Annotated in this window: 18 protein-coding genes; 11 read left to right on the top strand and 7 right to left on the bottom strand. The window is 43.9% G+C overall.

Annotated features, from left to right (window positions below; all coding sequences use genetic code 11):
- Positions 1 to 80 precede the first annotated feature (80 nt).
- The 4 genes from RB622_RS09740 to RB622_RS09725 form a co-directional block, all read right to left on the bottom strand.
- On the bottom strand, positions 81 to 1061 hold the full coding sequence (locus RB622_RS09740; protein ID WP_308046358.1) for a FecR domain-containing protein: 981 nt from the start codon (positions 1059 to 1061) through the stop codon (positions 81 to 83).
- Between the two features lie 345 nt (positions 1062 to 1406).
- The gene (locus RB622_RS09735; RefSeq protein WP_308046357.1) at positions 1407 to 1976 is read right to left on the bottom strand and encodes a sigma-70 family RNA polymerase sigma factor; all 570 of its coding nucleotides are present in this window, start codon (positions 1974 to 1976) and stop codon (positions 1407 to 1409) included.
- Positions 1977 to 2045: 69 nt separating this feature from the next.
- Positions 2046 to 2744, bottom strand: coding sequence for a DUF6250 domain-containing protein (locus tag RB622_RS09730; protein WP_308046356.1), 699 nt, complete (start codon positions 2742 to 2744; stop codon positions 2046 to 2048).
- A gap of 32 nt (positions 2745 to 2776) precedes the next feature.
- Entirely contained in the window at positions 2777 to 3985 is a 1209-nt protein-coding gene (locus RB622_RS09725) for a sterol desaturase family protein (protein WP_308046355.1), read from the bottom strand.
- A gap of 243 nt (positions 3986 to 4228) precedes the next feature.
- Here RB622_RS09725 and RB622_RS09720 point away from each other — a divergent pair, with 243 nt between their 5' ends.
- The 11 genes from RB622_RS09720 to RB622_RS09670 all read left to right on the top strand — a co-directional run bounded on the left by RB622_RS09720 (position 4229) and on the right by RB622_RS09670 (position 17955).
- A complete protein-coding gene (locus RB622_RS09720) occupies positions 4229 to 5287 on the top strand; it encodes a LacI family DNA-binding transcriptional regulator (RefSeq protein WP_308046354.1) in 1059 nt (352 codons plus the stop codon).
- 191 nt (positions 5288 to 5478) lie between these two features.
- Entirely contained in the window at positions 5479 to 6483 is a 1005-nt protein-coding gene (locus RB622_RS09715; protein ID WP_308046353.1) for a Gfo/Idh/MocA family oxidoreductase, read from the top strand.
- A 40-nt stretch (positions 6484 to 6523) separates the two neighbouring features.
- Positions 6524 to 7753: an Nramp family divalent metal transporter gene (locus RB622_RS09710; RefSeq protein ID WP_308046352.1), complete on the top strand. Its 1230-nt coding sequence runs from the start codon at positions 6524 to 6526 to the stop codon at positions 7751 to 7753.
- A 5-nt stretch (positions 7754 to 7758) separates the two neighbouring features.
- Positions 7759 to 8763, top strand: coding sequence for an NAD(P)-dependent oxidoreductase (locus RB622_RS09705; protein ID WP_308046351.1), 1005 nt, complete (start codon positions 7759 to 7761; stop codon positions 8761 to 8763).
- Positions 8764 to 8824: 61 nt separating this feature from the next.
- A complete protein-coding gene (locus RB622_RS09700; RefSeq protein ID WP_308046350.1) occupies positions 8825 to 9886 on the top strand; it encodes a dihydrodipicolinate synthase family protein in 1062 nt (353 codons plus the stop codon).
- Positions 9887 to 9911: 25 nt separating this feature from the next.
- Positions 9912 to 10787, top strand: a complete 876-nt coding sequence (locus RB622_RS09695) for an SMP-30/gluconolactonase/LRE family protein (RefSeq protein ID WP_308046349.1) — start codon at positions 9912 to 9914, stop codon at positions 10785 to 10787.
- A gap of 221 nt (positions 10788 to 11008) precedes the next feature.
- Positions 11009 to 12394 (top strand): Gfo/Idh/MocA family oxidoreductase, encoded by a 1386-nt coding sequence (locus RB622_RS09690; RefSeq protein ID WP_308046348.1) that lies wholly within the window; start codon positions 11009 to 11011, stop codon positions 12392 to 12394.
- A gap of 132 nt (positions 12395 to 12526) precedes the next feature.
- Positions 12527 to 13849, top strand: coding sequence for a sugar MFS transporter (locus RB622_RS09685; RefSeq protein ID WP_308046347.1), 1323 nt, complete (start codon positions 12527 to 12529; stop codon positions 13847 to 13849).
- A 390-nt stretch (positions 13850 to 14239) separates the two neighbouring features.
- The gene (gene nagA, locus RB622_RS09680; protein WP_308046346.1) at positions 14240 to 15430 is read left to right on the top strand and encodes an N-acetylglucosamine-6-phosphate deacetylase; all 1191 of its coding nucleotides are present in this window, start codon (positions 14240 to 14242) and stop codon (positions 15428 to 15430) included.
- A gap of 290 nt (positions 15431 to 15720) precedes the next feature.
- Complete coding sequence (locus RB622_RS09675) at positions 15721 to 16491, top strand: glucosamine-6-phosphate deaminase (protein ID WP_308046345.1); 771 nt, start codon at positions 15721 to 15723, stop codon at positions 16489 to 16491.
- Positions 16492 to 16566: 75 nt separating this feature from the next.
- Complete coding sequence (locus RB622_RS09670) at positions 16567 to 17955, top strand: putative oxidoreductase C-terminal domain-containing protein (RefSeq protein WP_308046344.1); 1389 nt, start codon at positions 16567 to 16569, stop codon at positions 17953 to 17955.
- A gap of 357 nt (positions 17956 to 18312) precedes the next feature.
- On the opposite strand, the gene RB622_RS09665 is transcribed toward RB622_RS09670, so the two are convergent.
- From RB622_RS09665 to RB622_RS09655, 3 genes are all read right to left on the bottom strand, one after another.
- On the bottom strand, positions 18313 to 19521 hold the full coding sequence (locus RB622_RS09665; RefSeq protein ID WP_308046343.1) for an ROK family protein: 1209 nt from the start codon (positions 19519 to 19521) through the stop codon (positions 18313 to 18315).
- A gap of 165 nt (positions 19522 to 19686) precedes the next feature.
- Positions 19687 to 21399: an FAD-dependent oxidoreductase gene (locus RB622_RS09660; RefSeq protein ID WP_308046342.1), complete on the bottom strand. Its 1713-nt coding sequence runs from the start codon at positions 21397 to 21399 to the stop codon at positions 19687 to 19689.
- Between the two features lie 129 nt (positions 21400 to 21528).
- Positions 21529 to 23223 carry a RagB/SusD family nutrient uptake outer membrane protein gene (locus RB622_RS09655; RefSeq protein WP_308046341.1) on the bottom strand — a complete coding sequence of 565 codons (1695 nt, stop codon included), beginning with the start codon at positions 23221 to 23223 and terminating at the stop codon, positions 21529 to 21531.
- Position 23224: the final 1 nt, after the last annotated feature.

The raw sequence follows: 23224 nt of genomic DNA, 5'->3' as shown, positions 1-23224 counted from the left end.
CTGCTACATTTAATAATGTTTCGACATCAGCGTACCATGCTGACTAGGGTCATGGTGGGTTTAATTTTTGCATAAGCGGGTTAAATTGAGGTGCATCCTGCGCCGGTAATGTGGTAGATATCGTTAACCTTTTTGATTTTCGCATCCATCAAACGGGTTAAAGCTCTGAGTGTCAAATCAACGGGCTCATTGCCAATCTGGGCATATACGTTGCAATTTTCCATGGCGGCATCCAGACGGATGGTGATGTCAAACTTCCTTTCCAAAACTCTCGCAACCTCCTTCATCGAGTTGTTTCTGAAATTAAGTACACCATTCTGCCAGGCGATTTCATCCGCACTTTCACATATACCTTTCTCTAAAACGCCCGTTGCCACCGTGTAACTTGCCTTCTGCTGCGGTGTAAGCAAAACAGACTGGCCGGCTCCTTTTTCATTTGAATCCACGGCCACTCTGCCACTGACCACGGAAACTTCCATGCGGGCATCCTGCTCGTAAGAGCGGATATTGAAACTCGTGCCCAGAACCTGGACATGAAGTTTTTCAGTACGCACGATGAAGGGCTGCTCCGGACGTTTTGTTACCTCAAAATAACCTTCGCCTTCCAGTTGCACTTCCCGAAGAGCTCCTCTGAAAAGGTTGGGATATTTCAGTTTGCTTCCTGCATTCAGTGTCACCTCTGTACCGTCAGCCAGGGTTATTTTGGATAATTTTCCGGCAGGAACCTGCAATTCGGTGTATGCGACAGGCGAGACAATGTCCAGAATGTTATTCCATTTGGTATAAAACAACCAGCCGATACCAAGTGCCAGCAGCACGGATGCAGCCATCAGCAAGGTTCTGAACTGAACGTGACGGATCACTTTTTCTTCCCGGTCGTGCTGGATTTGGGACGTGATCCTTTGAAAGATCTCATTTTCCAGCCTTGCTTCCTGTGACTCGGAAAGTTCGGGTACAGGTTCAGCTTCAAACGAATCATCGTACGCTTTCAGAAATTCATTTTCCTCCTGCGTCGAGCGATTGTTTAAAAACTTCTTAATCAACGTCGTAAGTGACCGCATGTTCATTTAACTATTAGTCTATATACTAACTAGTCAATCGAAAAGTAAAATCTCCCACGCAGGTTGAAAAAAAAGTTTTATTTTTTTCATAACCTCCGATAACGATTACAAGTCAATAGAAAATGAGGGCGAATATTCAGAGGTTTGACGGTAGGGTTATTGCAGTGCGCTGCACCTTTATTCATCACGGCTTTGCTGATTTCTACCAATATTGCGGTGCTCCGCACCGGTTTACTAATCCAGGGTTATTGGTTGTGCAAATATTTATAGGATAGTTAAACAGACCGTATTGGCCAGGTGTAGTGCTCCCTAATATTTCTAGCAATAAAACTCCCTTAAAAGGATCTATCTGAATAGAAAGGCAAGCAGAAGAAAAAGCATTAACAATGCCTCCTTGATCGTGTCAACAGCTTTTATTAACTGGTTCTGTACTGTTTTCTGAGTAATGTTTAATTTCTCGGCAATGTCATGCGTAGAAAGTCCCTCTTCATAACGAAGGTCAAAAACTTCGCGCCTTTTTACAGGCATCTTGTTTAAAATAGCACCAAATCTTTCCTGCAATTCAGCGTACAACACATTTTGATCGGCAGCGCCCAGTGAGGTTTCGAAAGTAGCAAGATACTTGAAATATGTATCATTGACCTTCTCCCGCGCGATCAGATTGTAGACCTGGTAGCGCGCCGCGGTCTGTAAATAGGCTTTCAGATTATCGATTGCCAGGTTTTCCCGCTGATCCCAGAGTTTAACAAAAATATCCTGAACCACGTCTTTCGCCTGATCTTTATCGCCAAGCCGCTTGTAAGCCGTATCGTGAAGTAACTTCCAGTAAGTTTTATAGATTTCAGCAAAAGCACATTCATCACTTTGTGACAAAGCGAAAAGTAGATGCTGCTCATGTTGATTTTGGTCTGCCAACTTATTAAACGATTAGGTGGCAAATTTAATAATCTATTAAATATATAGGCTAAATAAATTAATAAAAATTTATTTTAACCGAAATACTTTAAAATTATCAATATAGTGTCGTGATTGTGTAGAGCGGAACCCGAAGTATCCTTCTGCTAAAAGATTCTTATCTTGATAAAAGAAATATTGCTTCCCATCTACCCAAAAACCGGTCGCGCCATTCTCTACGACAATTTTGATTTGATAGGTATGATTTGCCCTAAGCAAATGTTCTTTATCCAGATATTCCTGAATCAGCGTTCGCGCCCCGTTTCCCCGATATTTCCTGAACCGTGTTGTGGTATTGGCATTCCCGCCCATGCCAACATAGTACAGTGAAAGCGAATCATACTCTTCAAACACGCCTTTTCTCGTAAACAGGTTTTTATTTTGCGGGTCGCTCCCCATCCAAAACTGGTTCAGATCCGATAAGCGGTCATTTTTACCTCCATCCACGACCACGGTCCAATCGTATTCGATTTCAATATTCCCTTCGAGTTTCTTTGCAAACCAAACCGTCACCCCACCCCGCGTATCCAGAATCAGTTTTCCATCCTGGATGGTAACCGACGAATTGGGTAAGGGAGCAATTTCCGCCTTCCAGATTTCAGGATTAAGCGTTTTTTCGAAGTTATCAGAATAGATTAATGTCTTATTTTGCGCCCTTGCCCCGGCTCCTATCCCAAGGATCAAACCAATCGCCAGACAAACCCACTTCCCATTTAAAGATTTTTTCATGCATACACCTGCTACTGATCAACATCCTTGCCTTATCTTCCGTAAACCAACTGAAGATATTGTTTTTGCAAAGATGAAAAATAAGCCAGCGAAGCCACAATTAACAGGATTAAAGATGCAATAATCGTCGGGTCCGGATAATAGCAAAAAGTGGTGATGATCACCAGACAGCCTCTGACGAATTCCAGATAAAAAACCCAGCGACGTTGTTCCAGGATGGCACCACAGTTAATGAGCGTAATAAAAATGAATAACGCCACCATGGTCTGAAGGAAATTATCAGTCTGATGCTCGAATAGCAATAGAAAAAACAGCACCGTCACCGTCACAATAAATTGCCCCAGCACATAATGTCTGAATTTTTGTGAGCGTGTCCTGACCTTATTTCTGGATAAAAATTTCCTTTCCACCAAGCCGCGTAATGCCGGATCAAAATCCGCAGGACTGCCAAAGATCATTTTTATTTTATTGAGAAAACCGGTCTGATTTTTCACTGCATAGCGCAGTTCAACCAGATAATGAAAATGCTGCCAAAGGAAACTATAACTATCGAGCTGCTTGGTCAAGCCATAAACCGGGTCCTCTTTTTCTTCCGCAAAAGTCCCGAACAATTTATCCCAGATGATAAACATATCGCCAAAATTCTTATCCAGATACTGTTCATTACTGGCATGATGGACGCGGTGATGGGAAGGCGTCACCAATATATATTCCAGAATCCCCAGCTTGCCTACCAGCTGCGTATGCGTAAAAAAAGGATATAATCCATGGATGATAAGCATGGTCGTGATCATCGGCGCGGGAAAACCGATCACGGGTAAAATGGCCCAGAACGCTGTTCTGACAACCGACTGAAAGATCGTAATCCGCGTTCCGGCCGTATAATTAAACTCTTCGCTTTGGTGGTGAACTACATGAAAACCCCAGAACAAATTAACCTTATGCCCAAAACGATGGTACCAGTACCAAAGCAGGTCCGTCGTCAGCATCAGGGCTATCCAAAGCAAAATGCTGGGTTTTATGTCAAAAATGGCAAAATGCTGATGCAGATAATCGTAAAAAAAATAAAATCCGCCAGCCGTAAACAAATCAATCAACCGCTCGGCCACCCCCACATTCATGTTGGCAAGTGAACTATTGAAATTAAAAACATGCTTCCCTAATCTTTTGGACATCACATATTCCAGTCCTATAAAAAAAAGGAAAACCGGAACGGCCAGTGCCATGTAATTGAGCATCATAGGTTTAAATTTATGTGGAAGTGTTTTTGTGGATTTATTAATATACTTATACCATAGATTTTATATGCAAATGTAAAAAGCAAAAAATGATATGCAATTTCTTTCTGGTAAATCATTTGGGAACATGCTAAGATTGTTCCCAAAAATATCTTTTTTTGTTATTTACAAAAGCCTCGCTACATTCGACATTATCTACTAATTATTAGCCGTGCTCAGGCTGATTGAAAGTTAATTTTAACTTAAATGGAAAAAGATTCGACGTATTTTGGTGTAAAGGAAATTGCCCGCAGAGCCAACGTATCCATTGCGACGGTGGACAGGGTGATTCATAACCGCACCGGCGTTTCGGAAAAAACTCGAAAAAAAATCAATGCGATCATAAAAGAACTGGACTATCAGCCTAATATCCTGGCAAGCCGACTCGCGTCAAAAAACATTATTATTCTGGCCGTTCTTATTCCGAGGGTTTCTGGGGAAACGGATTTCTGGGAGGCGCCTTTACGCGGTATTCACCGTGCAGAGGCCGAAATAAAACAATATGGTATCCAGGTCATCCCCTATTTCTTCGACCTTAGTGATAAAGATTCCTTTACAAAACAGTCAAATCTGATACTCGAAAAAGGTGTGAACGGTGTCTTGTTGTCTCCATCTTTTATCGAACAGTCGATTTGGTTTACACAGGAATGCCAGAGACTCAAAATCCCTTACGTTTTCATAGATTCCAATATTCCTGAGCAGCACAGTCTGTCCTATATAGGTCCGCATCTTTTTAAAAGCGGCTACGTCGGTGCAAAACTTCTGACTTATCGTGTCAAAAGTAATAACAAAGTGCTGGTCGTCAATATTTCAAAAGAGATTGAAAACTACAACTATCTGCAAATCGAAGAAGGTTTCCGCGCTTATTTTAAAGACAACCATATGGACAACGAAATTATCCGCATTGATATGAAAGAAACGGATTATCTCTCAGTCGCCCGGCACATGACCTATGTTTTTCACATGCATAAAGATATTGAAGCCATTTTTGTAACGAATTCCAGGGTTTTCACCGTCGCCTCCTTTCTTCAAAACAGCCAGCGAAAAAACATACCGTTAATCGGTTACGACTTTATCAAGGAAAACCTCCAGCATTTAAATACCGGCGTAATCGACTTCCTGATTTGTCATAAACCAGAAGAACAGGCCTTCCGTGCCATGATGGCCTTATACCAGACCCTGGTCATGGGGAGTTCGGTCGAGAAAATCCAGTACATGCCTATTGACATCATTACCAAGGAAAACTACGAATTTTACCAGAATTAGCACGATAGAATTAATTGAATGCCATTTGTCTGTTTTTAAGCCAAAAGATAGGTTGTTCAATCATTTTTACAGAATTTTTTATATATTTTTCAAAAAATCGTAGTATTTAAAATTTGTTTGTATATTTACGGGTACGTACCCGATAACAACACATTTCGAAGCTATTCCTAAACCCGTTATTCTATTCATTGATGGATTCTTACAACAGAAGATTATTCATTAAAGCAGCCGTTGTATCCGGTGTAGGTCTGCACCTGATGGATGGATTACCCGCTCTGGCCCGTCAGTCCGACGGTAAAAGAGTTGGGATCATCGGTCTGGACACTTCCCACAGCATTGCTTTTACCAAAGCCCTAAACGCTGCTTCTCCGGATCCGGTTTATGACGGTTACAAAGTTGTGGCCGCTTATCCGCACGGAAGCAAAGACATTGAATCCAGTGCCAAAAGGATTCCGGGCTACACCGAAGAAGTAAAAAACATGGGTGTTGAAATCACCGGTTCCATTAAAGAGCTGCTCTCAAAAGTGGATGTTGTTTTACTCGAAACCAACGACGGACGGTTGCATCTGGAACAGGCTTTGGAAGTTTTCAAAGCGGGCAAAAGAATGTTTATCGACAAGCCGGTTGCGGGCACCTTATCCGATGCCATCGCGATTTATGAAGCTTCAAAAAAATACAACATACCCGTTTTCTCAGCGTCTTCCCTACGTTATATCAAAGGCATAGAGAGTATTGACAAGGCGAAAGTTGTTGGTGCTGATACGTACAGTCCGGCAGTATTGGAAAAAACGCACCCTGATTTTTTCTGGTACGGTATTCACGGTGTGGAAACCTTGTATACCATCATGGGAACAGGCTGCAAAAGTGTAACCCGGGTCAACACACCTGATACGGATATTGTCGTTGGCATCTGGGGAGACGGCAGAACCGGAACATTCAGAGGCACGAGAAGCGGGAAACACAACTACGGCGGGACCGTTTTCACGCAGGATGGTAATAAAGTACTGGGACCTTACGGTGGCTACGAACCGCTCCTGGTGGATATTATCAAATATTTCAAAACCGGGCAAGTTCCCGTAACACCCGCAGAAACCATTGAAATTTTCGCCTTTATGGAAGCTGCCGACGAAAGCAAGCGCCAGGGCGGAAAAAGCATTACGCTGGAAAGTATCATGGCAAAAACGAAGAAAAAATAATTCAGCCTTTTTTATATTTTCCTTTCTCAAACAGCTGGCTTTGGAAAACAACAAAAATTTCATGCTCCGGTGGCTTAAGTCACTGGGGCCTGGCCTGATCACTGCGGCCCTCGTGTTCGGTCCCAGTAAACTGACCATCACTTCCAAGCTAGGCGCCGTTTACGGCTATTCCTTGCTCTGGATCGTCGTCGTAGCGATTTTTTTTATGGCTGTTTTTGTGTCGATGTCAACAAGGATTGGCGTTGCAACCAATCAGTCGCTGCTGGCTTCGGTCAAGCAGAAATACGGCAAACCGGCGTCCATTGCCATGGGAATCGGCGTTTTTCTGGTGACTACCTCTTTTCAGGCGGGCAACTCCATTGGCGTAGGCATTGCGGCGGGAGAGCTTTTCAAAACTTCACCTGTCCCGTGGATCATCTTTTTCAATCTTTTTGGTATCAGCCTGCTTTTCTTCCGAAGCTTTTATAAAGTACTGGAAAGCACGATGATCCTATTGATTTTCGTGAAACTGTTTTCATTCTTCACGACCTTGTTTTATGCAAAACCCGATGTTGTAGAAGTTGCAAAAGGATACGTAACCCCGACTTTCCCTGAAGGTTCACAGGGCCTGATCATTGCTTTTGTAGCTTCCTGTTTCTCCATTGTAGGCGCGTTATATCAATCCTACCTGATTCAGGAACGGATCCGCATCAACCCTGACTTGAGAAACAGTAAAAACGATAGCATCACCGGTATTATCCTGTTGGGTTTCATGTGCAGCATCGTGATCATTTGTGCTGCCGCTGTTTTACATCCGAAAGGGATTCCCGTAAACTCGGCAACGGACATGGCCAAAGCACTTGAACCGATATTTGGAAGTAATGCCTCCACCGTTTTTTTGATCGGCTTGTTCGGTGCGGCATTTTCATCCCTGATTGGGAATGCCTCGGTTGGCGGCACCTTGCTGGGCGATGCTTTGGGTTTTGGAAGTAATTTTAATTCAAAACCGGTGCGTTATCTTGTGGCCACGGTGATGGTTATCGGAGCAGGCATTGCGATCAAATTCGGTAAATTACCGTTGGAACTCATCGTTTTTGCCCAAAGTGTAACCATCCTGATCGTACCCTTTATCGGTATCGCGATGTATTCGGTTGGGAATGATAAAAAAATTATGGGAGATAAGGTTAACAGTAACACAGTGAAATTTTTCGGCGGATTTGGGTTGCTCATTATCATCTCGCTCGCCATTATTAATTGCAGGGAATTATTTAATAATCCTCTTTTCCATTAAAAGAAATGACCGTAAAAGAACAGTTTTTAAAACCTTCGGATGCGTTGATCAGAGATGTAGCACAGCTGGAAGGAGATATCCTGATCCTTGGTGCCGGCGGGAAAATCGGTCCAAGCATAGCCAGATTAACGCGGCAGGCACTCGACCTCGCCGGTAAAACAAACCGGGTGATTGGTGTTTCCCGGTTTAGCGAAGCGGGTTTGCAGCAGGAATTAAACAGCGATGGCATCGAAACGATCACGACCGACATTTTGGACGACGCACAATTACAGGCTTTGCCGTTCGCGCCAAATGTCCTGTATCTGGCGGGAACAAAATTCGGGACCAAAAATAATGAGCCTTATACCTGGGCGATGAATGCGTATCTGCCAGGCCGCGTAGCCGAAAAATATAAGGACAGCCGGATCGTGGTTTATTCAACTGGAAATATCTATCCGTATACACAGGTAGGTTCAGGCGGTGCAACCGAAGAAACCAAACCTGAACCCGTTGGAGAATATGGTCAGTCATGCCTGGGAAGGGAAAGAATCTTCCAGCACTTTTCTTCGGTACATGGGACGGCATTGGTGTTGTACCGTTTAAATTATGCGATCGATTTTCGCTACGGTGTGCTGCTGGAAGTGGCAAAGTCAGTCTTGGCGGGCAAAGCCGTTGATTTGTCGACCGGTTATGTGAATGTAATATGGCAAAGTGATGCGAATGAAATGGCGATCCGGGCGTTGCTGCATTGCAACTCCCCGTCTAAAATTTTAAATATAACCGGCCCGGAAACAGTTTCGGTCAGATGGCTGGCAGCCGAGTTCGGGAAACATTTTGATAAAATACCTACGTTTGAAAATGAAGAACAGTCGATGGCTTTATTGAGTAATGCGGCTGAATCGTTCAGGCTGTTTGGTTATCCGCAGGTTACGCTCAAACAGATGATCGAGATCACGGCTAACTGGTTGCTTGAAGGCGGGGAAACAATTAATAAACCAACACATTTTCAGGAAAGAAAAGGGCAATACTGATGTTGGTATGCGGGGATTGGGCGACGACGAGAGTCGCCCCGGCAGGCAAAAAACACAAAACATGAAAAATTTATCATCCGAAAAAAGGGACTTACTATACCAGGGAACGGTCATTCCGGCGCATCCGCTGGCTTTGAATGCCGACTATAAATTAGACGAGCGCAAGCAGCGTGGACTGACACGCTATTACATTGAAAGTGGCGCTGGTGGCGTCGCAATCGGTGTACACACCACGCAGTTTGAAATAAGAAAACCTGAAATCAATTTACTGGAAACTGTTTTTAAGATAACCGCGGAAGAAATAGAGAAAGCGGGTTTAACGAGACCCTTCCTTAAAATTGCCGGCATCTGCGGACCAACGGAACAGGCGATTGCGGAGGCAAATCTGGCTGTGAAATATGGTTACGACATGGGCCTGGTCAGCATGGCGGCGCTTGGAGATCGTTCCGAGGAAGAGGTGCTTGAACATATCAGGACTGTTTCTGAGATTATACCTGTGTTTGGCTTTTACCTCCAGGCCGCTATTGGCGGACGTATTTATAGTTATGATTTCTGGGAAAAGTTTGCCAATACCCCTAACGTTCTGGCCATCAAAGTAGCAGCATTTAACCGCTACCAGACGCTGGACGTTGTCAGGGCGCTTTGTAATTCTCCCCGAAAAGACGAAGTCGCGTTGTACACCGGAAATGATGACAACATTGTGGCCGACCTGATCACGCCTTACAGGTTTAAAATCAACAATGAAATTATCGAAAAACGATTCGTTGGCGGTTTGTTGGGGCACTGGGCTGTCTGGACGAAAAAAGCGGTCGATTTATTGGCAGAAATTAAAGAAACCGTCAAAACGGATACCCATGCCCTCGAAGCATTACTGATTAGAAATATCGAAGTCACCGATATGAATGCCGCCATTTTTGATCCCGCACATGCGTTTCACGGTTGTATTCCGGGCGTGCATCAGGTCCTTTTTAAACAGGGTTTATTGGACGGTATATGGTGTTTGAATCCAAATGAAGTACTTTCCGAAGGGCAGGCAGAAGAAATTGAACGGGTTTGCAACGCCTATCCCCATTTGATTGACGATGCATTTGTTACAACACTTTTGAGACAAGAAGTGATTTAAGTCCTCCATTTAACGTCAAATACCTATGATTTGGGAAGTAGTCAACAATCATAAATGTGCTCTGGGAGAAGGACCCGTTTGGGATCATGATAAGAACCGAATTCTTTGGGTAGACATTCTGGAAGGAGAAATTCATCAATTTTATCCCGAATCCCGACTGCATCATGTGTATAAAACGGGACAAAAAACCGGGGCAATTGCACTAAAAAAATCAGGCGGTATCATCGCAGCACTTGAAAACGGCTTCTATGAAATCGATATAGACAACCAGCTTCAAAACTTGATTTACAATCCGGAAGAACATTTACCCGATAACCGCTTCAACGACGGCAAATGTGATCCGGCCGGAAGGTTCTGGGCAGGGACTATGGCGATGAACGATATGCCGGGTGCAGGAAAATTATATGTTTTGGAAAAAGATCTTTCGGTTGCTACGAAAATCGAGCATGTAGGCTGCTCCAACGGACTTGCGTGGAGTCTGGATCAAAAGATTTTTTACTATATCGATACATTAACCCAAAACGTAATCACCTATAATTTTGATATTTCCACCGGCCATATAGCCAATCCGAAAATTGCTGTTCAAATCCCCAAAAACGAAGGTTATCCGGATGGCATGACAATCGACAGCGAAGGTATGTTATGGATTGCGGTCTGGAATGGATGGAAAGTAGTCCGCTTCAACCCATTGACAGGGCAAAAAATAAGTGAGATAAGCTTACCTGCCGCCCAAATCACCTCCTGCACGTTCGGCGGAAAAGATCTGACGGATTTATACATCACCTCAGCCAAAACAGGATTAACGCCTGAGCAACTAAAAAAACAACCGTATGCAGGAAGTTTATTTGTTGTTAAAAACTCCGGTTATCAGGGCTTGAAAACGCATCAATTTCTGGGTTGAAAATTGAGTGATCATTGCAAATTATATTTCTAAAAAATACATATTAACCTTATTTTTTAAGTGTATTTGTTAATTAAGATTATTGTTTATATTTTTCGGGTACGTACCCGAAATCAGTAGTAATTTTAGAACACAAGCTTTTACCTGCATATTTCGGCCGAAAAATTCTGAGACAGGATCCGTAATGAAATTAAAACACTAAACGCTTAACGCTTAACTTTATGCAGCATACAGATATAAACTCCTCCGATCACAGTGTACCAAACGAGGATTCCAGAAGAGATTTCATCAAAAAAACATTAGCCGGAACAGCGTTGCTTTCATTGGGCGGGATTCTTCCGGGTTTCAGCCCGAAAAGTTATGCCAAAATTATCGGCGCGAATGAAAAAGTACGTGTCGGCGTCATGGGTGTCAACAGCCGCGGATTGGCATTGGCAAGCAACTATGCCCTGCAGCCCAATTGTGAGGTTGTTTATATTTCCGATGTAGATTCCAGAGCTGCGGAAAAATGTATTGCAAAAGTAGAAGCACTTTCGGGTTCCAAGCCGAAAAACCAGCCTGATTTCAGAAAGGCTCTGGAAGACAAAAATATGGATGCGTTGGTTGTTGCCGCGCCTGACCACTGGCATGCGCCTGCGGCCATACTCGCTTCCAAAGCCGGCAAACATGTTTATCTGGAAAAACCATGCAGCCATAACCCGAACGAAGGTGAACTTTTAGTAGCAGCTGCTAAAAAATATAAAAATGTAATCCAGATGGGTAACCAGCGCCGTTCCTGGCCGAATGTTGCCGCAGGGGTAAAAGAGGTAATCAACGGAGCAATCGGCAGACCCTATTTTGCAAAAGGCTGGTATACCAACAACCGTGCCTCCATCGGCATTGGCAAAGAAGTGGCTGTGCCTTCCTGGCTGGATTATGAATTATGGCAGGGGCCTGCACCCCGGACGGCTTATAAAGATAACCTCGTCCATTATAACTGGCACTGGCTATGGAACTGGGGAACAGGTGAAGCGCTCAACAACGGTACACACATGGTGGATCTCATGCGCTGGGGCTTAGGCGTGGAATACCCCACACATGTAACTTCTTCCGGTGGCCGGTACCGCTACAAAGACGATTGGCAGACACCGGACACACAGGTGATCAGCTGGGATTTCGGAAACGACAAAGGAATGACCTGGGAAGGCAGAAGCTGCAATGGCCGGACCATTGAAGGCGCGAGCGTCGGTGTGGTATTTTATGGTGAAACCGGATCAATCCAGATTGAGCCTGGAAACTCTTACAAAGTTTATGACCTGGAAAATAAACTCGTAAAGGATGTTAAAAACGACTATAAAATAGATCCAAGAAACAAAATGGATCCGTCACAGGCGCTGGATGCCATCCATATACAGAATTTCTTTGATGGTATAAAAAAAGGAACCACCGTTAATGCAGAAATCGTTGGCGGGCATCAGAGCACCCTGCTTTGTCAGCTTGGCAATATCGCGGTACGGTCAGGCGGTTCTCTCGAAATCGATTCTAAAAACGGGCATATCAAAAATAACAAGGAAGCCGCGAAACTCTGGAAACGTGAGTATGCCAAAGGTTGGGAGCCTACTGTTTAGTTGAAATTGAGCATTGAAAGTTGGCATGGCGTAATTGCTCGCATAACTTTCAATGCTCAACCCATATTGAAGGTATTCAGTTTATCAACACATTTTCAACTTTCAACTCTCCACTTTCAACTTCCCAAGAAAATGAATGCTCAAACAACCTTAATCCGGGTAAACAAGCTGAGTAAGAATGACACGACGATCTCTATTCTGATTATTGGTCTGATGTTCTTCATTTTCGGTTTTGTCTCCTGGGTTAATTCTATTCTTATACCCTATTTTAAAATTGCCTGCGAACTCACGAGCTTTCAGGCATATCTGGTGGCTTTTGCCTTTTACATTGCCTATTTTGTCATGTCTGTGCCTTCTTCTTATCTGTTAAAAGCGGTAGGTTTTAAAAAGGGGATGATGATTGGTTTCTGGTGCATGGCTGCGGGCGCTTTCATTTTTGTCCCGGCTGCCATGTCCCGCACCTATGAAATTTTCCTTCTTGGTTTATTTACAATCGGGATCGGTTTGGCCATCTTGCAAACTGCTGCAAACCCCTACATTACGATTCTTGGTGCAAAGGAAAGAGCCGCACAGCGCATTAGTATGATGGGAATTTGTAATAAGGCCGCCGGAATTTTGTCTCCTATCGTGTTTGCTGCCGTTATTCTTCGTCCAACGGATACTGATCTGTTCGCTCAATTAAGTACCATGACGGATGTACAGCGCAGTGCTGCTTTGGATGAACTGATACGCCGGGTGATCAACCCTTATATTGGTCTCGGTACATTTCTTTTTATACTGGGAATTCTTGTCTATAAATCACCCTTGCCCGAAATTGATACGGAACATGAAAGTGAAGAGATTGCAACGGCCAACGCAGGCAAAACAAGTATTTTTCAGTTCCCGCATTTGATTCTCGGTGCATTAGCGATCTTTTTACATGTCGGGACGCAGGTTATAGCAATCGACACCATTATCAGTTATGCCAATTCAATGGGGATCGATTTATTGGAAGCCAAAGTATTTCCATCATACACACTCTTCTGTACCATCTGCGGATATCTGATCGGGATATCGCTGATACCGAAATTTATTAGCCAGGTGAACGCACTCCGGATTTGTACACTTTTAGGAACTGCCTTTACACTGCTCATTATTTTCACGCACGGACAGTTGAATTTTCTTGGGCACACGACGGATATTTCCATCTGGTTTGTTGTGCTTCTGGGTTTGGCCAATTCCCTGGTTTGGGCTGGAATCTGGCCATTGGCACTGGACGATCTTGGCCGTTTTACAAAACTTGGCGCTTCGGTGATGATTATGGGTTTATGCGGGAATGCAATCATGCCGCTGTTTTACGGATACATCGCGGATTTATACGATGTAAGAACGGCTTACTGGGTTTTGTTCCCTTGTTACTTGTACCTTGTTTTCTACGCAGTTCAGGGGCATAAGATCCGGAAGTGGGCGGTTTGATTGGGTTGGTTCTGTCACCCCATCACGGCTCTAATGAATACTACTATAATACTATCATCCCTTCGGGGTTTGGATCCGGATATTGCAGAATGTGATGATACAAATAATCGTGAACAGGTAATAATCTTTCCAAATCATCCAAACCAATCCCAAAGGGATGGCAGTATTATAGCAAAGCAAAATGAAACAAGTTCAGAGCCGAACCCTGAAAGGGTGACAGTATTATAGAACAATAAACAGCGGAAGTGATCTATCCGAACCAATCCCGAAGGGATGGCAGTATTATAGAAAAGCAAAAATGAAACAAGCTCAGAACTAAACCCTGAAAGGGTGACAGATTTGAGCGCCGGTAACCCAATAAAAATCCAAACGGATTAAACGAAAAATACAATGACTCTTACCAAAATATTCAACGGAAAAATACTAACCCCACACCGCATCATTTCCAACGGCTGTGTTATCATTGAAAATGGTATCATCCGTGAAGTAAGTGAGAAAAATATAGATGTCCCGGAAGCGAAAGAGGTAGACGCCCATGGAAAATATATCGCACCGGGTTTTATTGATCTCCACATTCATGGCGGCGGCGGGGCGGATTTTATGGATGGAACCGAAGAGGCCTTTCTAACGATTGCTGAAACCCACGCCCAATACGGAACTACGGCTATGGTTCCGACAACCCTGACCAGTGAAAAAGAAGATCTTTTAAAAACTTTGGATCTCTATGAAATCGCAAACAAGAAAAACACAAAAGGTGCGCAATTTTTAGGCATGCACCTTGAAGGACCTTATTTCGCGATGAGCCAGCGCGGGGCCCAGGACCCTCGTTATATCCGTGACCCGAATCCGGCAGAATATCAGGAAGTCCTTGCGCACTCGTCTTCCATAACCCGATGGAGTGCTGCACCCGAATTAAAAGGCGCCATTGAATTTGCTAAATATTTAAAATCGAAAGGCGTCTTAGCCGCTTTGGCGCATACGGATGCGATCTATGAAGAGGTCTTGGAAGGTTTTGAAAACGGTTATACACTGGCTACCCATTTGTATTCGGGCATGTCGGGGGTAACGCGTAAAAATGCCTTCCGTTATGCCGGGGTTATCGAAAGTGCATTTATTATTGATGCGATGGATGTGGAAATTATTGCCGACGGCATTCATTTGCCAGCCCCTTTGTTGAAGCTGATCATGAAAATAAAAGGAGCTGACCGGATCGCGTTGATCACCGATGCCATGCGTGCCGCCGGAATGCCGGAAGGCAACAGTGTTTTAGGCCCTTTAAAAACCGGGTTGAAAGTGATTGTAGAAGACGGTGTTGCCAAACTACCAGATCGCTCCTCTTTTGCGGGTAGTGTGGCGACCGCGGACAGACTCGTCAGAAATATGATTCATATGGCCGACGTTTCATTGCTCGATGCAGTAAAAATGATTTCCCTCACGCCTGCAAGAATCATGAAAGTGGATAACCGGAAAGGATCGCTGGTTGCAGGAAAAGACGCCGACATCGTAATCTTCGACGAAAACATTAACATAGAAAAAACCATCGTAAACGGACACGTCATTTACGACGCCCTTGGTATTTAAACGCATGAAACGCAGAGGTAATGGAGTTGGGCGCGGAGTTACGCAGATTGATTAATGCAAATAATATAAACTCTTTTAACTCCGCGCAAGACCTCCCATAACGCTGCGTTTAACAAACCGAAGCATTGATTAAGCAAATAATATAAACTCTTTTAATCCTGCGCGAGACCTCCCATGACGCTGCGTTTAACAAACCAAAGCATTGATTAAGCAAATAATATAAACTCTTTTAATCCTGCGCGAGACCTCCCATGACGCTGCGTTTAACAAAACATTAACGAACACAAAAAATGAAAGCTGGTAATTTAGAAGTACAAATATTCGATAACAGACAGGAAATGGGTGCGAGTGCTGCCAGGACAGTAGCCGCAAAAATCCGGGAATTGTTAAAAACAAAGGAATTTATCAACATCATTTTCGCTTCCGCTCCTTCTCAAAATGAGTTTCTTGCCGTTTTATCGGAAGAAAAAAATATTGCCTGGGAACGGATCAATGCCTTCCACATGGACGAATATGTGGGTCTCGCCAGCGATGCGCCACAAAATTTCGGCTATTTCCTAAAAATCAGACTTTTTGATAAAATTCCGTTGCATTCCGTCCATTACCTGAATGGAAATGCAACGGATATTGAGGCAGAGTGCGAACGTTATTCACAATTGCTCACTGATTTTCCGACCGATATTGTTTGTCTGGGTATCGGCGAAAACTGTCACCTCGCTTTTAACGACCCGCATGTTGCCTTTTTTGACGATCCGCTGATAGTAAAAAAGGTAAGTCTCGACGACGCCTGCCGCCAGCAGCAGGTTAATGATGCCTGTTTTGATTCTTTCGATGAAGTACCGCAACATGCCCTTACCATTACAATTCCGGCATTGTTAAAAGCGCAATATGCCTATGCCATTGTGCCCGGTTCAAAGAAAGCAGAAGCTATTCAGCATACCATTGAAGATGAGATCAGTGAAGAATTTCCTTCGACAATTCTCCGCAATCATCCTGACGCAATTTTATATATTGATCAGCACAGTGCGGGGAGATTAACAGAAATCTCGTCTTATAAGTAAAACCCTGGCACCATTGCGAGGGCATGATAAATTAGGATCAATCATTTTTAATTTTCCACTGTCAATTAAGCTTACATGAAGGGAAAACTTTTGACAATCGCTTTAACCGGTATTATCGCATTGAATCAGGGATGTACTACCAAAAAAGAAGAAAAAACGGAACAAAAAGAGGAAAAATCATTAAGTCTGATCGTTGTTGAACCGGGGCATTTTCATGCTGCTTTGGTACAAAAATCGATGTATGCAGATGTTAATCCGCTGGTACACGTTTACGCATCCGAAGGGCCGGATGTAAAAGCATACCTTGATAAAGTAGAAAAATACAATACCCGCGCCGAAGATCCGACGAAATGGGAGGAAAAGGTATATACCGGCGCTGACTTTCTGGACAAAATGTTGTCTGAGAAGAAAGGAAACGTCGTGGTATTGGCTGGAAACAACCAAAAAAAGACCGATTTCATTAAAAAATCCGTTGATGCAGGTTTAAACGTTTTGGCCGACAAACCGATGGCTATCGATGCCGCCGGGTTTGGTTTGTTAAAAGAAGCGTTCACAAGTGCTGATAAAAATAAAGTTTTGCTTTACGATATCATGACCGAGCGTTATGAAATCACCAATACATTACAGCGTGAACTGGCTGAACTTCCTGATATTTTCGGGGAACTGCAAAAAGGAACTCCTTCGGATCCGGCAGTAGTCAAAGAAAGTGTCCACCACTTTTTTAAATACATTTCAGGAGAACCGCTGGTACGTCCGACCTGGTTTTTCGATGTGAACCAGCAGGGCGAAGGCATGGTCGATGTGACAACCCATTTGGTTGACCTGGTACAATGGAGCTGCTTCCCCAACGTAACTTTGGATTACCAAAAAGACATAAAATTGCTTTCTACAAAAAGATCGGCTACGCAATTGAAACCATCGCAATTCAAGCTGGTGACAAAAAGTGATACCTATCCTGAATTCCTGAAAAAAGATGTAAAAGACAGCACGTTGAATGTCTATTCCAACGGCGAGATCAACTACACGCTTAAAGGCGTTCATGCAAAAGTTGCGGTGATCTGGAATTTTCAGGCTCCGGAAGGCACTGGTGATACACACTACTCCATCATGAAGGGTTCCAAAGCCAATCTGATCGTTCGTCAGGGAAAAGACCAGAAATACAAGCCTGTGCTTTATATTGAAACGGTTGGCAAAGACAAAGGTTATGAAGAAGCCGTCGCGAAAAGTTTCAAAACCGTACAGGATAAATTCCCGGGTATTGAACTGAAGAAAAATGCGAAAGGCTGGGAAATCAGCATTCCTGCAAAGTATGATACCGGCCACGAATCTCACTTCGCGCAGGTTGCAAACAAATACATGGAATACCTGAAAGCTGGCAAATTACCGGAATGGGAAGTGCCAAATATGATTGCTAAATACTACACAACCACACAGGCTCTGAAGCAGGCGAAGGGTGGAAAATAGTAATCCAGAAATTTGAAAATTATTTAAAAGCGATATGGAGGACAACTCTGTATCGCTTTTTGTTTGAAACGATTTCTTTTGATTAAGATCATTTTAGGTATAAAAATCACCAGAAGCGATCAGCGAATTTTGGCATCATACGAGCTCCTTTAGGAGCATCCTGTTTATAGCAAAAACATATTAAAGCCATCAATCCAGACTCCTTCGGAGTCGCCCCTCAACCAGTTCCGGGCATATAAAACAGGAGGCTCCGAAGGAGCCAGGCCTGGGCACCTAATTTCGTTTCTATAAACAGGGTGCTCCTAAAGGCCCCTCGCCAGATGTCCTGGCGGTAGCAGGGGTATTCGGCGCTGTACTTTATCCAATCTCCAGCAACCTGTTCCTTACCAATAAGCAAGCACCTAAAATCCCGGCTCTTTCACCCAGTTTCGACATTTTAAGTTGAGAATCATTATTTACCAGACTTAATGAGTATTTATTCAAAGCCGTTTTGATCGGCAAATAAAGATAATCTCCGGTTTTGATCAGACTCCCTCCCAAAACAACCAGTTCAGGATTCAGGACGTTGATCAATGCCGCAATGCCACGGCCCAGATTCTCCCCTACCCTTGCGATCAGTTCGATTGCCAAAACATCGTCATTCAATGCTGCCTCGGTAATATCATCCATCGTGATATCTTCGGGCCTGATCTTTTTGATTGAAGTTAAAACAGAGGAAGAACCTTCGGCGAGTTTTTCGCGAAACATTCTTCTCAAAGCCCAGCCGGAAGCTTCCGTTTCCAGACATCCTTTCTTTCCACAATGACAAATGCGCTCGTTATCGAAAAACGGCATGTGGCCTACTTCTCCGGCATATCCCGACTTTCCATAATAAACCTGCCCGTCAAATAATATTCCGACACCAATGCCGTAGTCCAGATTCAGGAAAAGCACGTCTTTTTCTTCCTCGACGGCCCCCGCGCAAAATTCCCCATAAGCCATCGCCCTGGAATCATTTTCAAGAAAAACCGGTATGCCGACCCGGCCCTGGATAATTTCAGCCAGCGGACTTTCGTCAAAATGGAAGAAACTGTAACTATGACCGGTGGTATAATTAATTCTTCCGGAAAGGTTGATACCGATGCCTAAAACGCGGTCAGACGGAACATTAAGAGCAGCAATGAAATCTTGTATATAAGCACAAAGGGCTTCCAGAGATTCCGGGGTATTGTCCAGTTTGTAGTCAAGTTTTTCCGAAATTTTCACCAGATTTTTCTGAAGATCAGACAACCCGATATTGATGTGATTTTGCTTCACATCCACACCGATGAAAAATGCCGAATCCGGTACGATTCCGTACAAATTCGGCTTTCTTCCTCCGGTTGATTCTATTTTTCCGTAATCTTTGATAAGTCCTTCCTGGATCAGTTCATTAACCAGAGAAGTTACTTTAGGCACACTCACGTCCAGATCTTTACTCAGATCCGGAATGGTAGTATTCCCATTATTCGCAAAATAACCGAGAATTATTTTTTTCGGATCGCCTTTTTTGCCTCCAACACCCACTAATCGAATCGTTCGACTCATATATTTACATCTGATACTTTCTCCCAAACTTACTTACTTTCAGTAATAATATTTGCATTTTTAACCCTGAATTAGCGAAAGGAAAAGTCCTTGCAGGCTAATATTTTAGTAAGTCAGGGGAAAGTATCTCCACTTAATCAATTTACAAATCTGATATTAACATTTTCAAGCTTTCGGCCACTCAGTTTCCACACCTTGTTTTGCAATAAAACGCTGAAATTCTTTCAACAAGTCATTCTTCTCACGAACTTCCCTTGGGATTACTTTTTTGTCCAAAGCATATTTAACCAATAACCCAACAGATTCCCCAATGCTCCATTCTACCGGATGCAGGCGATAACAGCCATTGGTGATGTGTGTCGTACCAATATTTTTATTGGCAGGAAGCAGGTTTTCCATTCGTTTTGGCAGCAATGCGCCAAGCGGAATTTGAAAAGGAAGCGATCCGAAATCAATGTAATTATTGCCCGCTGTACTTGGATGCAGGTCGATGTGGTAATAACCCACCCCTACACTATCATAAAATTCCGCCGCCGTATTCTCCTTTTTACCCGTAACAAGCGCACGGTTATCTGCACCGACATGTTCTTCTGTTATCGTAAAAACTGCCCTGATTCTACGTGATTCACGGATATAAGGATATTTTGCCATGCCGTCTTCCGTCCCCATAATATCCTTTCTCAAACGGATTCCCGGCCAGCCTTTGCCTCCATCCGGCCGTGGCGCCTCCGTCTGAAGCCAGTATAAAAGGGAAAGACTCAACTGTTTCCCCCCATCGAAATATTTCTTAAAATCCTTTTCACTGGCTCCGATCAGATTGCCAAGGAAATAGTCATTCTGGGGCCAGTTAACGATCGTAATATCGCCCGGATAAGTACCTTTTTTAAAATTATCTTTGCTGATGATCTTTCGGTAATTCCAAAGATTCAGCTTTTCACCCATCATAATACCCTCCGGATGAAACCCCAGCACTTTTGGTTCCAGTGTTTTAGGGTTGGAATAAGATAAATCCAGCAGTTTGCCCGACCATGGCTTGGTCATTTTCGGGGCAAAATTCTTCCAGAAGTCGTAATCCTTTGGTTTGTCGATGACATGATTTTCTCCGGGAACATAATCAATCGCAAAACAGACCGTGAATGCCTGGTTATTTTCCAAATTGGCTTTTTCAGGTGCGTGCAGCTCATTGGTTTCGCTTTTTGCTTCCGCGCCTGTAACGAATTCAGTGCCGGTCATCGGCAGCAAATCACCCATTTCTGTTGCGTCAACAAAATACGGAGCGGATAAAATCAACTTTGCATTGCTGCGCAGATTCACTGCTTCAAGCGCTTTAACCTGATTTCCGGTTACCGAAGCCTTGGTTATTTTATGTTCCAGCAAAAGGGTTAACTTCCCCGTACTGATATAAGGTGCAAACATGTCATTCAACACAGCCACGGCAACTCTCGGTTCGTGGCACAATTTTGAAACCGAACCATCGCCGGGATTCAGATTCTTACGCGCTTTCGCTTCGTCGGTTAACGGGTAATTCCTTTTGTAATAATCCCTGACACCATTTCTGAAATCACGGTAAAGCTGTGTCGCGCCATGTGTTTCAATCCAGGGATGCTCATCCGGCGGCACACCCTGCTGACTTAATTGTCCGCCAATCCAATCCGTTTCTTCCGTCAGGATCACGGATAAATTATTGCGCAACGCCGCAAACGCCGACGCACAGCCACCCAATCCTCCGCCGGCAATCACGACATCGGCAGTCAGTTTTGTTTTTCCGTTAACAATTTCTTTCGTTTCTGCCTTCGCTACGGTTGGCACAAAAGCAGAAGCAGTGGCCAAAGCGCCACTACTTAAAGCAATATTCTCAATAAAATTTCTTCTATTCATGATTCTAATTTAAAGGATTTTAGTATGCTGTCGGCAATCGGCTTTCGGCTTTCAGATTAATTCTGTAAAAGAATATTATTCATCCTGAACCAGCCGACTGCTGACAGCCGATTGCCGACAACAATTTTATCACCACTCAGGATTCTGCGTCAGTTTTGGGTTGATATCCCTTTCCGACTGCGGAACGGGAAACAGATTTAATTTAGGATACCAGTAACGAATCTCCCGCAGCATTCTGGTGCTTTCACTCGTGGTATAGGTTGGGATATTATTCAGATCATGAACGGCCGTTGCCTTAAAATCAGGCGATGCAGGCACAATCGCAGAATCTTTGGCAATACCCATTACTTTTTGCGGCATCACAACCGAAGCAATATCCCAGCGACGGATATCAAACCAGCGGAAACCTTCCATGGCCAATTCCACGGTACGTTCACGTCGGATAAGCTGACGCAATTTATTCTGATCCGCCAGAATCGCAGTTTCTACATCCGGTTGTCCCGCTCTTTTTCGCACCAGATTGATTGCATTAATGACCGAGGCATCCATTTCGTTAAGCTCAATTTTCGATTCTGCATAGGTAAGCAAAATTTCCGCATAACGCATCAGAATAAAGTTCACGCGGGCTGTAAAAGCATTTTCAGCCGTGAAAGTGTACTTCGCGTGCAGCAATCCAACACCACTTTTTGACGGTCCGTACGCATTGTCAAAATCCGCGTTCGCTTTGGTGCTCCACGTCCCATCCGCATTTTTTACCGATGTGGTATTTTTATAAATGTCATAAACAAAGGTCGTCTGGTTCATCGTGATCGTGTCACCCGGAATTGCCACGGTATATTTCAAACGCGAGTCACGGTTCAGACGCGGATTTTTCGGATCATATACTTTTGATTCATCGATACGTTTACCATCCTTTGCTTCAAACATATCCACCAGCCGCTGCTGCGGAAAACGACCTGACTGTCCACCGGCAGTCCTCGAAATACTTCCCAAAGGCAGATAAGTGATCGAATTCGCATCTGCGTCGGTATAAAGAATTTCAAACATAATTTCCTTCCCGGCATTGGGTGTTTGCCCGGCTTTTGTAAAAAGATCCTGAAATTTAGGATTCAGACCTAATCCCGCTCCGTCGATAACCTGTTTGGTTACATCAGCCGCTACTTTGTATTGCTTGTTGTAAAGCGCAGTACGCGCCTTAATCCCCAGCACAATTGCTTTCGACATGCGCCCGCGATCAACCGGTGCCCAGTCAAGAACCGCTGCCGCAGCATCGAGATCACTATAAATAAAGTTGATAATCTCTGCCTTGGGTGCACGGGTTTGGATGTAAAAATCGGCTGGCAGCAATGGTTTTGTAATCAAAGGTACATCACCATATAAATTCACCAAAAAGAAATAAGCAAATGCCCTCAAACCTTTTGCCTCAGCCTGCATGCGATTAAAAGCTGCCGCGGGCACATTGGCTTTACCCGCTTCCATTCCCTCAATCATCGTGTTGGCACGCTGGATCGTCGTATAAGCCAGTGTCCAGATTGATTTTGCATTGGCATTGAAAACATCGAAATTACCTTCGCCCATATCCGGTGCGCGCAGCAGGGCAATATCCGTCCAGCCATCCATTATCGACTGATAAGGGGTCGTACCGGTATTCCAGTAAGCCGATTTGTAAACAGCTGTTAGGGCGGCGTTCATCTCCGTCTGGTTATTGAAAAACTGGCCGGTTGCGGGAGCGTCCAGCGGTGCTTGTTCGAGATAATCCTTGCAACCCGAAAACACTTGTAGTGAAAGGCAAAGGCCGATTATATAGAGAAATTTCTTTTTCATG

The sequence above is a fragment of the Dyadobacter sp. LHD-138 genome, from assembly GCF_030929615.1.
In the GTDB taxonomy this organism is placed as follows: Bacteria; Bacteroidota; Bacteroidia; order Cytophagales; family Spirosomataceae; genus Dyadobacter.
Note: the sequence above shows the minus strand (reverse complement) of the source record. Positions and strands in the feature narration are given on the sequence as shown.

Coding starts and splice junctions, on each gene's coding strand:
- RB622_RS09740 (WP_308046358.1), bottom strand. CDS start 1,061: ATGCGGTCACTTACGACGTTGATTAAGAAGTTTTTAAACAATCGCTCG.
- RB622_RS09730 (WP_308046356.1), bottom strand. CDS start 2,744: ATGAAAAAATCTTTAAATGGGAAGTGGGTTTGTCTGGCGATTGGTTTG.
- RB622_RS09725 (WP_308046355.1), bottom strand. CDS start 3,985: ATGATGCTCAATTACATGGCACTGGCCGTTCCGGTTTTCCTTTTTTTT.
- RB622_RS09720 (WP_308046354.1), top strand. CDS start 4,229: ATGGAAAAAGATTCGACGTATTTTGGTGTAAAGGAAATTGCCCGCAGA.
- RB622_RS09715 (WP_308046353.1), top strand. CDS start 5,479: ATGGATTCTTACAACAGAAGATTATTCATTAAAGCAGCCGTTGTATCC.
- RB622_RS09705 (WP_308046351.1), top strand. CDS start 7,759: ATGACCGTAAAAGAACAGTTTTTAAAACCTTCGGATGCGTTGATCAGA.
- RB622_RS09700 (WP_308046350.1), top strand. CDS start 8,825: ATGAAAAATTTATCATCCGAAAAAAGGGACTTACTATACCAGGGAACG.
- RB622_RS09695 (WP_308046349.1), top strand. CDS start 9,912: ATGATTTGGGAAGTAGTCAACAATCATAAATGTGCTCTGGGAGAAGGA.
- RB622_RS09690 (WP_308046348.1), top strand. CDS start 11,009: ATGCAGCATACAGATATAAACTCCTCCGATCACAGTGTACCAAACGAG.
- RB622_RS09685 (WP_308046347.1), top strand. CDS start 12,527: ATGAATGCTCAAACAACCTTAATCCGGGTAAACAAGCTGAGTAAGAAT.
- nagA (WP_308046346.1), top strand. CDS start 14,240: ATGACTCTTACCAAAATATTCAACGGAAAAATACTAACCCCACACCGC.
- RB622_RS09675 (WP_308046345.1), top strand. CDS start 15,721: ATGAAAGCTGGTAATTTAGAAGTACAAATATTCGATAACAGACAGGAA.
- RB622_RS09670 (WP_308046344.1), top strand. CDS start 16,567: ATGAAGGGAAAACTTTTGACAATCGCTTTAACCGGTATTATCGCATTG.
- RB622_RS09665 (WP_308046343.1), bottom strand. CDS start 19,521: ATGAGTCGAACGATTCGATTAGTGGGTGTTGGAGGCAAAAAAGGCGAT.
- RB622_RS09660 (WP_308046342.1), bottom strand. CDS start 21,399: ATGAATAGAAGAAATTTTATTGAGAATATTGCTTTAAGTAGTGGCGCT.
- RB622_RS09655 (WP_308046341.1), bottom strand. CDS start 23,223: ATGAAAAAGAAATTTCTCTATATAATCGGCCTTTGCCTTTCACTACAA.